The sequence below is a fragment of the Variovorax sp. GW821-FHT09B05 genome (genome assembly GCF_059418265.1).
The window spans coordinates 85,795-98,407 of sequence record NZ_JBWKPN010000014.1 but is presented as its reverse complement, the minus strand read 5'-3'; the positions used below and the strand labels follow the sequence as shown (position 1 = coordinate 98,407).

Annotated in this window: 14 protein-coding genes; 6 read left to right on the top strand and 8 right to left on the bottom strand. The window is 70.4% G+C overall.

Annotated features, from left to right (window positions below):
- Nucleotides 1–51: 51 nt before the first annotated feature.
- Together AC07RM_RS30320 and AC07RM_RS30315 are read right to left on the bottom strand one after the other, a co-directional pair.
- The gene (locus AC07RM_RS30320; protein ID WP_093353290.1) at nucleotides 52–405 is read right to left on the bottom strand and encodes a hypothetical protein; all 354 of its coding nucleotides are present in this window, start codon (nucleotides 403–405) and stop codon (nucleotides 52–54) included.
- A 38-nt stretch (nucleotides 406–443) separates the two neighbouring features.
- A complete protein-coding gene (locus AC07RM_RS30315; protein WP_495336879.1) occupies nucleotides 444–1,670 on the bottom strand; it encodes a YbfB/YjiJ family MFS transporter in 1,227 nt (408 codons plus the stop codon).
- Nucleotides 1,671–1,770: 100 nt separating this feature from the next.
- On the opposite strand from AC07RM_RS30315, the gene AC07RM_RS30310 reads away from it, so the two are divergent.
- The 3 genes from AC07RM_RS30310 (at nucleotide 1,771) to AC07RM_RS30300 (ending at nucleotide 3,884) form a co-directional block, all read left to right on the top strand.
- The gene (locus tag AC07RM_RS30310) at nucleotides 1,771–2,742 is read left to right on the top strand and encodes a LysR family transcriptional regulator (RefSeq protein ID WP_495336878.1); all 972 of its coding nucleotides are present in this window, start codon (nucleotides 1,771–1,773) and stop codon (nucleotides 2,740–2,742) included.
- A gap of 126 nt (nucleotides 2,743–2,868) precedes the next feature.
- Nucleotides 2,869–3,630, top strand: coding sequence for an SDR family NAD(P)-dependent oxidoreductase (locus AC07RM_RS30305; protein WP_495336877.1), 762 nt, complete (start codon nucleotides 2,869–2,871; stop codon nucleotides 3,628–3,630).
- Between the two features lie 11 nt (nucleotides 3,631–3,641).
- Nucleotides 3,642–3,884, top strand: coding sequence for a tautomerase family protein (locus AC07RM_RS30300; RefSeq protein ID WP_495336876.1), 243 nt, complete (start codon nucleotides 3,642–3,644; stop codon nucleotides 3,882–3,884).
- Between the two features lie 31 nt (nucleotides 3,885–3,915).
- Here AC07RM_RS30300 and AC07RM_RS30295 read toward each other — a convergent pair whose 3' ends face one another.
- Nucleotides 3,916–4,173, bottom strand: a complete 258-nt coding sequence (locus tag AC07RM_RS30295; RefSeq protein ID WP_495336929.1) for a hypothetical protein — start codon at nucleotides 4,171–4,173, stop codon at nucleotides 3,916–3,918.
- Nucleotides 4,174–4,513: 340 nt separating this feature from the next.
- On the opposite strand from AC07RM_RS30295, the gene AC07RM_RS30290 reads away from it, so the two are divergent.
- On the top strand, nucleotides 4,514–5,992 hold the full coding sequence (locus tag AC07RM_RS30290) for a hypothetical protein (RefSeq protein ID WP_495336875.1): 1,479 nt from the start codon (nucleotides 4,514–4,516) through the stop codon (nucleotides 5,990–5,992).
- Here the strand turns inward: AC07RM_RS30290 and AC07RM_RS30285 are convergent.
- The 5 genes from AC07RM_RS30285 to AC07RM_RS30265 are packed head-to-tail and all read right to left on the bottom strand — an operon-like array spanning nucleotide 5,989 to nucleotide 10,676.
- Nucleotides 5,989–6,483 carry a nucleoside deaminase gene (locus tag AC07RM_RS30285; protein WP_203204358.1) on the bottom strand — a complete coding sequence of 165 codons (495 nt, stop codon included), beginning with the start codon at nucleotides 6,481–6,483 and terminating at the stop codon, nucleotides 5,989–5,991. The genes AC07RM_RS30290 and AC07RM_RS30285 overlap by 4 nt on opposite strands.
- Nucleotides 6,484–6,488: 5 nt before the next feature.
- On the bottom strand, nucleotides 6,489–7,760 hold the full coding sequence (locus tag AC07RM_RS30280) for a cyanate transporter (protein ID WP_495336874.1): 1,272 nt from the start codon (nucleotides 7,758–7,760) through the stop codon (nucleotides 6,489–6,491).
- Nucleotides 7,757–8,959 carry an amidohydrolase family protein gene (locus tag AC07RM_RS30275; protein WP_495336873.1) on the bottom strand — a complete coding sequence of 401 codons (1,203 nt, stop codon included), beginning with the start codon at nucleotides 8,957–8,959 and terminating at the stop codon, nucleotides 7,757–7,759. The genes AC07RM_RS30280 and AC07RM_RS30275 overlap by 4 nt, the downstream gene beginning before the upstream one ends.
- 32 nt (nucleotides 8,960–8,991) lie before the next feature.
- A complete protein-coding gene (locus tag AC07RM_RS30270) occupies nucleotides 8,992–10,467 on the bottom strand; it encodes a sodium:solute symporter family protein (protein ID WP_495336872.1) in 1,476 nt (491 codons plus the stop codon).
- Entirely contained in the window at nucleotides 10,464–10,676 is a 213-nt protein-coding gene (locus AC07RM_RS30265) for a DUF3311 domain-containing protein (RefSeq protein WP_057593917.1), read from the bottom strand. Before AC07RM_RS30265 ends, AC07RM_RS30270 begins: the two co-directional genes overlap by 4 nt.
- 166 nt (nucleotides 10,677–10,842) lie before the next feature.
- Between AC07RM_RS30265 and AC07RM_RS30260 the strand changes: the two genes are divergently transcribed.
- Entirely contained in the window at nucleotides 10,843–11,607 is a 765-nt protein-coding gene (locus tag AC07RM_RS30260) for a GntR family transcriptional regulator (RefSeq protein ID WP_495336871.1), read from the top strand.
- 63 nt (nucleotides 11,608–11,670) lie between these two features.
- On the top strand, nucleotides 11,671–12,612 hold the full coding sequence (locus AC07RM_RS30255; RefSeq protein ID WP_495336870.1) for a DMT family transporter: 942 nt from the start codon (nucleotides 11,671–11,673) through the stop codon (nucleotides 12,610–12,612).
- Nucleotide 12,613: the final 1 nt, after the last annotated feature.

Sequence of the window (12,613 nt, the reverse complement as noted above, 5' to 3'; positions counted from 1 at the left end):
AGAAAGGGGCGCGATTATGCGGCGACCAACCTGCGGGGAAGCTGAAGGCCGTCAGCCCTGACCGCCTGCATCGCCCACGGGCTTCACCGCCGCATCGGCCTCGAGGCAAGCCGCCTTCAACGCCTCGGCCACCGCATCGGGCGCATCGCGCAGCTCGACGATGTCGCGCTCGCCCACGCAATGCCCTTCGAGCCGGATGTAGATGCGCTTGAAGTCGCCGCCCAGCGCCTTGGCCACGTCGCGCAGGCAATCGGGCAGCGTGGCGAAACCGCTGTCGCGGTAGGAGCTCGGCGGGATCACGCCCTTGGAGCGCGGCGCGCGCACCGAGTAGCCGTAGGCGGCGCCCTGCTCCTTCAGCTCGACCACGGGCTGAAGGGTGCGCTCGACTTCCAGGGCTCGCTTCATCGCCCCAGTGTAAGAGCGATGCGCCGCGGGAATCCAGCTCAGGCGGCGGGGTGCAGCCTCCGCGCGACGATGTCGGTGACGAGCGCCAGCACGATCGCCACGCCACCCACGGCAAACAGCAGCGCATACCCGCCGCCCGCATGCGCGAACAGCCACGACATTCCGTAGGCACCGCTGGCCTGCAGCACCGCGAAGCCGGTGGTGGCGCGGCTCCATGCGGGCTTCTGCATGGCGGGGTGATGCGCGAGCAGCTCCTGCACGCGGCCCAGCACCAGCGGCACGATGCCCGGCGTGAAGGCGCCGACCAGGGCGCTCGAAACGATCAGCCCGCCATGGCCGATGAGGCCGAACGCGGGCAAGGCGAGCGCCGCGGCCTGCAGCACGAAGGCGATGCGCAACGCGGTGGCGAAACCGACACGGTCCGCGAGCCAGCCGCCGAGCACCGGCCCCACGAGCGCGCCGAGGCCGAACACCACCCAGTACTGCGCGCCGACCGCGAGGCCTTGCCCGAGGCCGCGCGCGACGAAGTCGACGAGAAAGATCATGTGCGGCACGAGGCCCACGGCATTGAGCGAATAGGAGACGGTGAGCGCGCGCAACGCGCCGGTGGCCGGCTTGCGCGCAACGGCGGCGTGCGGGGTGGCCACGGGTGCCGGCGCCGCGGCGGGCCAGCCGTTCCATGCGAGCGCGGTGAGCAGCAGGGCCAGCAGCGCGAGGCCGAGCCAGGTCGCGCCCAGCCCCTGGCGCAGCAGCAGCGGCACCAGCGTGCCAGAGGCCGCGATGCCCAGGCCGATGCCCGCGAACACCAGGCCGCTCGCCAGGCCGCGCTGGCGCGGCGGGATGTGCGCGAGCACGGTGGGCGCGGCCAGCACCATGAGCGCGCCGCCCGAGATGCCCGAGACGATGCGCCAGCCGAAGAACCATGCGAAGTCGAGCGGCCAGGCGCAGGCCGCGAGCGAGGCGACGGTGGCGAGCATCATCGCGCGCAGCACGCCGCGCACCGGCCAGCGCGCCGACATCGGGCCGCCGAGCAGTGCGCCTGCGAGGTAGCCCACGAGATTGGCGGCGCCGAGGTAGGTGGCGGCCGAGGCGTCGAACCAATGCGCGTCGATGATGGCGGGCAGCAGCGGCGTGTAGGCGAAGCGCGCGAGGCCCAAACCCACGAGCGTGGCGCAGAAGCCCGCGAGGATGGCGGGCCAGTTGGAGGCGGCGCGCGGTTGCGATGCGACGGCAGTGCGCGCGTCTGCACTGCGAGGGGTGGCCATTATGTGCTCCGGCGAATCGATGGATTCGATGCTACGGATTGCCGGCCCGCGAATGAATCCCTATCCTCGGGCATTCAGTATTTCGCGAGAAGGAAGAATCATGGACCGCATCGACGCCATGAAGGTGTTCGTGGCGGCGCTGGCCGAAGGCAGCCTCGCCGGTGCCGGCCGCAAGCTCGGCAAGTCGCCGGCCGCCGTGAGCCGCGCGATCGCCTTCCTCGAGGCCCATGTGGGCGCCGAGCTGCTGCATCGCACGACGCGCTCGATCCGGCTCAGCGATGCGGGCGAACGCTATGCGGTGGCCTGCCGGCGCATCCTCACCGACCTCGAGGAAGCCGACATCGCGGCCGCCGGCGAACGCTCGGCGCCGCGCGGCCGGCTCACGGTGACGGCCGCGGTCGCGGTGGGCGAGGCACTGCTGCGGCCGATCCTCGACGCCTTCATGAACGCGCACCCGACGGTGTCGGTGCGGCTGCACCTGCTGGACCGCCCGGCCAACCTGATCGACGAGGGCATCGACGTGGCGCTGCGCATCGCGCACCTGGCCGACTCGACGCTTGTCGCGCTGCCCGTGGGCGAGGTGCGTCGCGTCACGACGGCCTCGCCGCGCTACCTCGCGAAGCATCCGCGCATCGCGGTACCGGCCGACCTCGCCGAGCACCAGGTGGTGGCGATGACGCACTTCGGCATCGACTCGTGGAGCTTTCCGCCCGCGGCTGGCGGTGGCGGTGCCGGCACGATGCCGCGCACGGTGCAGTTCGCGCCGCGCTTCGTGGTCAACAGCCTGCGCGCGGCGGTGGCCTCGGCGGCCGAGGGCCGCGGCGTGCTGCGCTCCTTCTCGTACCACGTGGCCGACGAAGTGGCCGACGGGCGGCTGCGCATCATCCTCGCGCAGGACGAGCCGCCGCCGCTGCCGGCGCACCTGGTGGTGCCGCATGGCCGGCTGTCGGTGCCGAAGGTGCGGGCCTTCGTCGACTTCGCGCTGCCCAAGCTGCGCGCGGGTTTCGCGGACTGGTGCAAGGCCTGCGAGCCCAAGGCCGAGGCCAGGCGCACGAAGCGTCGATCCGGCTGATTCGCTCGAACGGCGGAAGAGTGATTGCCGAATCGCGGCCATTCACTCTTCGATCGAGCGACTCCACACTTCCTTCCACGACGCCACCGCATCTTGCGGGGCGCAAATACCGGAAGGACATTCACGATGAGCACCCCTGATTCCCAAGGCGGCAAGGCCCGCACCGCCGTCGTCACCGGCGCCAGCAGCGGCATCGGCTTCGCGATCGCGCGCCGCCTGCTGGCCGAAGGCTGGAACGTGGTCGGCAATGCGCGCAGCGACGCGCGGCTGGTCGAGGCCGCGCGCCAGTTCGGCGCCGGCGACCGCTTCACCGGCGTGGCCGGCGACATCGCCGATCCGCGCATCGCCACCGCGCTGGTCGAGCATGCGGTCACGCGCTTCGGCGGCGTCGACGCGCTGGTCAACAACGCGGGCATCTTCCTGGCCAAGCCCTTCGTGGACTTCACGCCCGAGGAGGTCGAGCAGCAGATCGCCACCAACGTGAAGGGCACGATCTACGCCTCGCAGGCCGCGGCGCGCCACATGATCGACCGCGGCGCGGGCGCGATCGTCAACATCACGGCCTCGGTGGCGCTGCAGCCGCGCAGCAACGTGCCGGCCTTCATGGCGGTGCTGCTCAAGGGCGGATTGAACGCGGCCACGCGCGCGCTGGCGCTCGAGCTCGCGCCGCATGGCGTGCGCGTGAACGCGGTGGCGCCCGGCATCATCGACAGCCCGATGCATGCGCCCGAGACGCACGGCTTCCTCAAGACCCTGCAGCCGGCCGGCCGCCTGGGCACGGTCGACGAGATCGCCGACGCGGTGCTCTACCTGGTGAACGCTAGCTTCACGAGCGGCGCGGTGCTGCCGGTGGATGGCGCGGGCAGCGCGGGCAACTACATCGGTTGAGGGAGAACGCCATGCCCTACGTCAACGTACGCATCACGCGCGACGGCGTCACGCGCGCACAGAAGGCCACCGTGATCGCGGAGATCACCGACACGCTGCAGCGCGTGCTCGGCAAGGACCCGCACCTGACCCACATCGTGATCGACGAGATCGACACCGACGACTGGGGCTATGCGGGCGAGACGACGACGGTCGTGCGTGCGCGGGAGGCGGCGCAAGCGAAGGAAGCGGCGGGCCAGGGCCGCCAGGCCTGAGCCGCCGCCGCGCGGTATCGAGGGACGCGGATCAGCCCGCGTTCTTCAGCGACTGCTTGGCCTTGTCGGCCGAGGCCTTCGAGCGGTTCTTGTGATAGCCCGACTTCACGTTGTTCACGGCCTTGCCGACCGGGCCGCTCTTCTTGGCCTTGCTGTCGGCCTGCTTCTCGTCGATCTTGTGCTGGGCCGCATCGGTCGCTTCGGAGGCGGCCTTGCCGATCTGCGCGCTGGCAGTCCCGGCAGCGAGCAGGGTCAGCGAAGTGGCGAGTGCGAGCAGGGTCTTGTTGATCATGGGAAAGGTCCTCCAAAGGTTGTCGATGAACCGATGGTGATGCCATCGGCGTGCGCGGCCTGTCGGCGACAGCCGCGTATCGCTGGGCGGGCTGCCCTACAACCTCGCCCCTTCCCGGACCGAGTGCGAGCACGACGGCGGCATGGGTGGCGTGTTGCCCGAAACCGGCGCGCGAAGCCCGCCGACTCGATCTGCATCTGTGCATTGCATCGCTCCCAAAGTGATACTCATCGAGGAATTAATCGCCACCTTGTTGCGTTGGCGATTCTCGCTTCGGGTCTGATCGCATCGGCCGGAAAGCACCGCCTGGCTTGAATTCCCATGGGAATGCGGCGCAATGGTGCATCGTTCGCGGGCACGGATTTTGCGCAACCTGATTGCAGTTTCTGCACACATCAACATCAGGGAGCTTTTTCACATGACCCACGAAAGCGAAGCCGATCCGGATCAACCGCGTGCACAGGGAACGCGCCGCCGTTCCCTCCTGAAGGCCGGCCTGGCCCTTCCCCTCGGCACCAGCGCGCTGCTGGCCGCATGCGGCGGCGGAGGCAGCAGCAGCAGCGGCTTTTCGCCGACGCCGGTGGCCGTGGCACCACCACCCTCGCCCGCGGTGGTGCCGACGCCGCCCGTCGATCCGCCACCGCCGAGGCCGGTCGACAAGGCGGTGAAGAACGTGCGCGTTCTCAACCTGCAGACGCCCTCCACATCGCCACTCCCCGACCAGCGACTGAAGGACGAACCCATCGAGACCTACACGCGGCGCGTGTTGCAGGCCAAGTTCGACCTGCTGCGCGATGCGCTGGCACAGGGCCTCCCAAAGAAGAGCGCTCCCACCGACCTCTGCTTCTTTGTGGTGCCCGAGTTTTTCTGGAATGTGAACTGGGATGCGGTGAGGAACGAGGAGGAGATCAAGGCCTTCTCGGCCACCTGCGTGATCGAGGTTCAGAAGCACGTGCGCGCGCTGATCGCCTTGTTCCCGCAGGACCAGTACGGCAAGCTGGCGCTGCTGCCCGGCACTGCGCAGGTTCTGATGAAGCAGCTGGTCGAGCCTCCCGCGGCGCCGGCCCCGCAAGGCGGCCCGGTGAAAGACGAGGACCTTCCGCCCTACGAAGCGCTCAACTACGTGCTGGTGATCGACAACTTCAGCAAGGCCAACCCCGACGGCAGCCGGCCGATCGCGATGTGGCCCAAGCGCAATGTGTCATGGATCGATTTCGACACGGACGGGGGCACGCAACTCCTGAAGGACGGCCGGGCCTACTGGAAGGTGCGGCTGGGCCACCTCGATATCCTGGTGCTGATGGAGTCGACCACCACCGCCGCCTACTACGCGGACGGCAAGCAGTACAAGGGGTTCGACAACGACCCGCTGGGCGGCGTGCCCTTCGGCGTGGACGTGTGCCTCGACTACATGGCGTCGTACACCGAGAAGCAATACCTGCGGATGTCGCAGATCGAGGACACCAACTACATCATCGACTTCCTGCTCGCCGCCGGCATGACGGCCGATCCCGAGAGTCACAAGTACCTGCCTTCGGTGCAGTACATCGTGCGAAACGACGGCTACTACGAAGGTGCCTGCGAGATCTTCCAGCTCTCGGCGCCGACCACCAGCGAAGGCATCGCCAAGCGACCCGGCAACGCGCGCGTCGCGCAGACCGCGGTGGCGAATCTGCCGCCGAACACCATCCTCTTCGACGCCTACTTCGATGTCCATCCGCTGGGGCAATATCCCGAGATCCCCGCCGTTCCCGACATCCCGGACCTTCCTACCGAACCGCTGCCCTCGCCGTTCGTGCCGACGGCTTCGGCCTAAGCCGCGCGCCGCGTGGCCGCCCACTCGGCCAGGATCCGCACCGCCTCGCCGTCCATCCTCTGCTCGGCCGGCAGGCTGCGCTGCGCGAGCGTCGCGCCCGACTCGATGCGCAGCGCCTCCACGTCGATCGGATGGCGCGCGGCCACGGTCACGCCGTCGAAGGCCTCGCCCGACTGCGCGAGCGAGGCCGCGTAGTAGAGCTGCGCGATGCCCGCGATGTGCATCGCCGCCACGCACATGGCGCAGGGCTCGCACGAGGTGTAGAGCTCGCATCCCGAGAGGTCGACGCTGCCAAGCTTGCGGCAGGCGTCGCGGATGGCCTCGACCTCGCCGTGCGAGGTGGGGTCGTGGTGCGCGACCGAGTGGTTGAAGCCCTCGCCGACGATGGCGCCGTCCTTCACGACCACGGCGCCGAAGGGCTCGGTGCCGGGTTCGTGCAGCGCCTGCGCGGACAGCGCGAGCGCGCGTTGCATGAAGCGTTCCTGGTACATGGTGTTCAGACCTTTCGAATGGCTGCGCCCTCGGGCGCGAGGGAAGAGGATGGCATGGCGCGCGGCGCGAACAGCCCCGCGGTGGCCGCGCCATAGCGACGCGGATCGAAGCGCAGCAGCAGCGGCAGCAGCACGAGCACCACGGCGCCGAGGTAGGCCCAGGCGAGCGCGAAGCCGCCGGTGTGCTCGCGCACCCAGCCGGTGACGAAGGGCGCGAGCGCCGCGATCATGAAGCCCAGGCCCTGCATGAAGCCTGCGAGCGCGCCGGCCTGCGCGGGATCGGGCAGGTGGTCGAGCGCGAGCACCATGCACAGCGAGAACGCGCCGCCGAGGCCGAAGCCCAGCGCGAGCGCGATGGCCGGGGCCGGCACGGGCGCATGCAGCGCGAGCGCGCAGAAGCCCGCGAGCTGCGCGGCCAGCGTGAGCGCGAGCCAGGGCCGCAGGTCGCGCCCGCGGCTGCGCGCGAGGGCGGGCATGGCGAGCGCGCCCACCACCTGCGCGAGCGTCATCAGCGCGAGCACCGAACCGCCCTGCTGCGCGCTCCAGCCCTGCTGGGCATAGAAGTGCGGCAGCCAGGCCACGAGACTGGTGTAGCCGCCGTTGACGAGGCCGAAGCAGATCGCCAGCAGCCAGGCGCGCGGGCTCGCGAAGCAGCGCAGCCACGAGAGGCCGCGGCGCGGCGCATCGGCCGTGAACTCCATGCGCCGCATGTTGAGCCAGTACAGCAGCGCGAAGACCGCGGGCAGCGCCCAGATCGCGAGGCCCGCATGCCAGTCGGGATGCGCGCCGCCGAGCGCCTGCGCGACCCAGGGGCTGGCGATCGCACCGAAGCCGCCACCACCCATGATCGCGGCCGAATAGAGCCCGGTCATCACGCCGATGCGCGCCGGATAGGCCTGCTTGACCACCCCCGGCATCAGCGCCTGCACCAGCCCGACGCCCGCGCCCGCGAGCGCCGCGCTGGCGAGCAGCGGCGCGGCGCCGTTCGCCCCATAGCGGCTCGCGCAGGCGAGTGCGATGGCCGCGAGGCCCAGCGCGACACCGGCGCGCGCGCCGATGCGCTGCCCCACGGCCGCGCCGCACAGCGAGGTGGCGCCCATCGCGAACATCGGCAGCACCGTGAGCAGCGCCACGGCATGGAAGCCGATGCCGGTGTCGAGGCGAATGGCGCCAAGCAGCGGGCTGCTCGAGGTGAGGAAGGCGCGCAGGTTCAGCGCCACCAGCACGATCACGGCCGCGAAGGCGGTGCCGGCATCGCGGCGGACCTCCGCCTTCACAAGGCGACCACGTCGTCCTGCAGCACGCCGTCGCGCGCCACGATGCGGCCGCCGGCCACCACGAGCCGGCGCACGGGGCGCTCCACCACGGCATGCGCCACGGTCTGCGCATCGACCAGCACCAGGTCGGCACGGTCGCCGACGCCAAGGCCGTAAGCCTCGAAACCGCAGCCGCGCGCACCCGCGTGCGTCACGGTGTCGAGCGCGACCTCGATCTCGTCGTCGCGGCGCAGGTTGTAGCGCAGGCCGATGATCATCGCGCGCTCGAGCATGTCGGGCCGGCCATAGGGCGACCAGGTGTCGCGGATGCCGTCGTTGCCGCCGAGCACGGTCACGCCGGCCTGGCGGCAGGCCAGCAGCGGCGGCACGTTGCGCGAGGGCGGCGCGCTGGTGATCAGCACCACGCCGAGCTTCGCCATGCGCGCGAGCAAGGCATGGCGCTCGCGCTCGCTCACGTCGCCGAGGCAGAAGCCATGGCTGATCGCCACCCGGCCCTGCATGCCCAGCGCCTCGGTGCGCTGCAGGATCAGGTCGAGCGAGAAGGCGCCCATGGCGCCGGGCTCGTGCAGGTGGATGTCGATAGCGCGCTGGTGCCGGTGGGCGATGTCGAACAGCACATCGAGTGACTTCACGGGATCGCCGTCGATGGCGCAGGGGTCGAGCCCGCCGAGCACGTCGGCGCCCGCGGCCAGCGACCGGTCGAGCAGCTCGGCCGTGCCGGGGCGCGCGAGCAGGCCCGACTGCGGGAAGGCGACGATCTGGATCTGCTGCAGATCGCGCAGCGTCTCGCGCGTGCGCAGCGTGCCCTCGAGGTGGCGCAGGCCGGCCTGCGTGTCGACGTCGACGTGCGTGCGCAGCCGCGTGGTGCCGAGCGCGAGGAAGGCCTTGGCCAGCACCAGCGACTGCGCGGCCGCGTCGTGGCCGCTGGCATGGCGGAAGGCGCGCTCGTTCTCGATCTTGTCGATCAGGTTCGTGCCGACCTCGTTGCGGTACCAGTCCAGGCCCCACATCGTCTTGTCGAGGTGGGTGTGGCCCTCGACGAGGCCGGGCAGCAGCAGCGCGCCGCGGCCGTCCTCGACGGCGGCATCGGCCGGCGCGGCGAGCGCGGCGCCGAGCTCGGCGATGCGGCCGTCCTGCACCCGCACGTCGACCGGCGCGGCACCCAGCGGGCGAACGTTGCGGATCAGGAGCGATGGCATGGAGATTCCTTTGTTCTTTGTTGTCTGAAGCATCAGGCGGGCTGCGCCACGGCCGCGCGCGGCGCCGGGCCCGGCGTGACCAGCGCCACGATCACGAACACCAGCGCATTGGTCGCGAGCGCCACCAGCCCGGTGTTGAGCGACTTGAAGGCCAGCGGCGCCGTGGGAAACAGCGTAGCGAGGTTCGCGCCGGTGGTCATCAGGAAGCCGAGCACCGCGCCGCCCGCGACGATGCCCGCGAAGGCCGCGTGCTTGTTGCCGAAGGGCTTCTTCAGGAGGCTGAACAGCAGCGAGGGCAGCAGCTGCGTGAGCAGGCTGGAGGCGAAGATCGCCACCGCCACGATGGTGGTGCCGCCGCGAAGCACGAAGTACACCGCCACCAGCGCAAACAGCGGCAACACGCCGCGCGCCACGCGCGACACCTGGCGGTCGGTGGCGTGCGGCGCGAAGCCTTCCTTGTAGACGTTCTTGCCGATCACGGTGGAGGCCGTGAGCAGGATCATCGAGCCCGGCACCAGCGCCGTGAGCACGCCGGTGCCGCCGATCACGCCGACGAACCAGGGGTCGAAGCTGTGCTTGACGAGGCCGAACAGGGCCAGGTCGACGTCGGAGCCCTTGAGCCCCGGCACCTGCAGGATGGCCGCGAAGCCGACCAGGAACAGGAAGGCGATCACCACCTGGTACAGCGGCATCAGGATGGTGTTGCGGCGCACCGCGCTCGCGCTGCGCGCGGCATACACCGAGGTGAGGTTGAACGGGTAGAGGTAGTAGCCCAGCGCCGTCAGCAGGATGGTCGAGTTGTACCAGGTGAGGTTCAGCCCTTCCTTCGGGAATTCGAAGAAGCCCGGGTTGGCCGCGTGGATGGCGGTGAACATCGGCGCCACGCCGCCGTAGTAGTGCCAGGGCAGGTAGAGGCCGAGGAACACGGCGAGCGCGAGGATGAGCACGTCCTTCACGATGGCGATGCTGGCCGAGCCGTGGATGCCCGAGAACAGGATGTAGCTGACCATCACCAGCGTGCCGATCCAGATCGCCACCGGCGGCGCGATCGAGCCGTACGAGGCCTCCGAGACGATGATGCCGAGCCCGCGCAACTGGATGGTCAGCAGCGCGACCATGCCGCCGAGCGCGACCACCGACACCAGCACGCCGAGCGGGCGGCTGTCGTACTTGTGGGCGAAGAAGTCGGAGAACGACACCAGCTTGTGCGCGGTGGCGTAGCGCCACACGGCCGGCAGCATCCAGAAGGCCATGAGGTAGGCCAGCCCGCCATAGGCCAGGATGTAGAAGGCCGGCGAGCCCTTGCTGTACGACCAGCCGCTGGCGCCCAGGAAGGTGAAGGTGGAGAACGATTCGCCCGCCATCAGCAGGAACACCATGATCGCGCCGAGCCCGCGCCCGCCGAGCGCCCATTGCTCGAGGCTCATGGTGCGGCCGCGCCGCGCCAGCACCGCGAGGGCCAGCGCGCCGACCACGAACAGCGCGATCACGCCGAGCGCGGCGTTCATCGCGCGTCTCCCTGCGTTGCCGGCGCGTCGAGGTCGCCCTCGGCGCGGTCGATGACCACCATGATCAGCGAGGTCAGCACCAGCCAGAGCACGTTCCACACCATCAGGAAAGGCATGCCGAGCACGAAGGTGGGCGCGACCGAGGACAGCCAGCCCCCGCTGAAGAAGGCGGCGACCGGCAGCGCGGCCAGCCATTTGGCGGATTTCATGTGTGTCTCCGTTGTCGTGTGTGGTTGTGGATACCTGGACTTTTGGTCAACCATATCATTTTATTTTGGTTAACCAAATTTCCGCGAATGGTACGAAGCGGGCCGCACCGCGTCAATCCGGGGGCTTTCCCCGGGGTGGCGCGACGCAGGCAAAATCCGCCTGCCTATGCCCGCCACCCGCAAGCCTTCCGCGCCCGCACCCTCCCCCGAGCCCACCGACGCCGATGGCGCCAACGTGGACGAACGCGTCTATGCCGCCGTCTCCAAGGCGCTGCTCAGCGGCAAGCTGCGGCCCGGCACGCCGCTGCGCGAGCGCGCGCTGGCCGAGGCGCTGGGCTGCACGCGCGGCGCGGTGCGCAAGGTGCTGGCGCGGCTGGGTTCAGAGAAGCGGCTGGTGCTCGAGCACAACCGCGGCGCCTTCGTGCCCAACCCGTCGATCGAGGACATGCGCGGCACCTACCGCGCGCGCCGCATCGTCGAGGCCGGGCTCGTGACCACGCTGTTCGGCCAGCTCGCGCGCGAGCAGGTGACCACCCTGCGCAAGCACGTGCAGGCCGAGCAGAAGGCCTTCAAGGAAGGCCGGCGCGAAGACGCGGTGCGCCTGGCCGGCGACTTCCACCTGCTGCTGGCGCAGATGGCCGGCAGCGAGGAACTGCTGTCGTACATCGGCCGGCTGATCGCGAACACCGAGCTCTACAAGGCGCTCTACGACTCGGCCGAGGCCGCGAGCTGCGCGCCGCGCGAACACGAGCAGATCATCGATGCGCTGACCGCCGGCAAGTCGCTCGACAAGGCGCTGGCCGTGGCGCTCGAGCACCTCGACGAACTCGAACGGCGCGTGATCGCGGGCGCGGCGGCCGAGCAGGAGACCGACCTCGCGACGCTGCTCAACGGCGGCGCGGACGACCCGCACCACGGGCACGGCCACTGAGGCAGGCACGTTTCGGCCGCGGCCGAAGTGTCCGCGCGCGGCCTTCGCGATGATCGGCGCGCCATGCCGACCACCACCACCCTCGCCGCTTCAGCCAAACCGCGGGGCCCCATCCTCGAATGGGCGCTGCTCGTGCTGCTCGCCACCTGCTGGGGCGCCTCCTACACCTTCATCAAGATCGGCGTCGCGACCCTTCCGCCGGTCACGCTGATCGCGGCGCGCACGCTGATTGCGGGCCTGCTGCTGCTGGCCGTGCTGCGGCTGCGCGGCCTGCGGCTGCCGCGCGACGCGGCCAGCTGGCGCCGCTTCGCGCTGCAGGCCGGCCTCAACAGCGTGCTGCCCTTCACCTTGATCGCCTGGGCCGAACGCAGCGTCGACGCCGGCCTCGCGACCATCCTCAACTCGACCTCGCCGATCTTCATCTTCCTGCTGAGCCTGGGCCTGGCCGGCACCGAGCGGCCCACGCTGCGGCGGCTGTTCGGCGTGGCGGCCGGGCTGGCCGGCATCTGCCTGATCGTCGGCGTCGAGGCGCTCGGCGGCCTCGGCCGGTCGCTGTGGGCGCAGCTCGCGCTGGTCGCGGCCGCGGTCTGCTACGGCTGCGCCGCGATGTTCGGCCGCGTGTTCAAGGGCCTGGACCCGATGCTGCCGGCCGCGGGCTCGCTCGTGAGCGGCGCCGCGCTGCTGCTGCCCGCGAGCCTGCTGATCGACCGCCCCTGGACCCTCGCCCCCTCGGCCGCGTCGCTGGCCGCCGTGCTCGCGCTCGCCGTGGTCTCGACCGCGCTGGCCTTCACGATCTACTTCCGGCTGATCCGCACCCTGGGCCCGATGTCGACCTCCGCCCAGGCCTACCTGCGCGTGCCGATCGGCGTGGCCATCGGCGTGCTGTTCCTCGGCGAGCGGCTCGCGCCCACCGCGTGGGCCGGGCTTGCGTGCATCATGGCCGGCGTGATCGCGATGACGCTGCCCGCGCGCGGCGCCATCCCCCTGCCCTTCTTTCGGAGATGAA

Coding starts and splice junctions, on each gene's coding strand:
- AC07RM_RS30310 (WP_495336878.1), top strand. CDS start 1,771: ATGGACCGCATCGACGCCATGAAGGTGTTCGTGGCGGCGCTGGCCGAA.
- AC07RM_RS30285 (WP_203204358.1), bottom strand. CDS start 6,483: ATGTACCAGGAACGCTTCATGCAACGCGCGCTCGCGCTGTCCGCGCAG.
- AC07RM_RS30275 (WP_495336873.1), bottom strand. CDS start 8,959: ATGCCATCGCTCCTGATCCGCAACGTTCGCCCGCTGGGTGCCGCGCCG.
- AC07RM_RS30265 (WP_057593917.1), bottom strand. CDS start 10,676: ATGAAATCCGCCAAATGGCTGGCCGCGCTGCCGGTCGCCGCCTTCTTC.
- AC07RM_RS30255 (WP_495336870.1), top strand. CDS start 11,671: ATGCCGACCACCACCACCCTCGCCGCTTCAGCCAAACCGCGGGGCCCC.
- AC07RM_RS30290 (WP_495336875.1), top strand. CDS start 4,514: ATGGTGCATCGTTCGCGGGCACGGATTTTGCGCAACCTGATTGCAGTT.
- AC07RM_RS30305 (WP_495336877.1), top strand. CDS start 2,869: ATGAGCACCCCTGATTCCCAAGGCGGCAAGGCCCGCACCGCCGTCGTC.
- AC07RM_RS30300 (WP_495336876.1), top strand. CDS start 3,642: ATGCCCTACGTCAACGTACGCATCACGCGCGACGGCGTCACGCGCGCA.
- AC07RM_RS30315 (WP_495336879.1), bottom strand. CDS start 1,670: ATGGCCACCCCTCGCAGTGCAGACGCGCGCACTGCCGTCGCATCGCAA.
- AC07RM_RS30260 (WP_495336871.1), top strand. CDS start 10,843: ATGCCCGCCACCCGCAAGCCTTCCGCGCCCGCACCCTCCCCCGAGCCC.
- AC07RM_RS30270 (WP_495336872.1), bottom strand. CDS start 10,467: ATGAACGCCGCGCTCGGCGTGATCGCGCTGTTCGTGGTCGGCGCGCTG.
- AC07RM_RS30320 (WP_093353290.1), bottom strand. CDS start 405: ATGAAGCGAGCCCTGGAAGTCGAGCGCACCCTTCAGCCCGTGGTCGAG.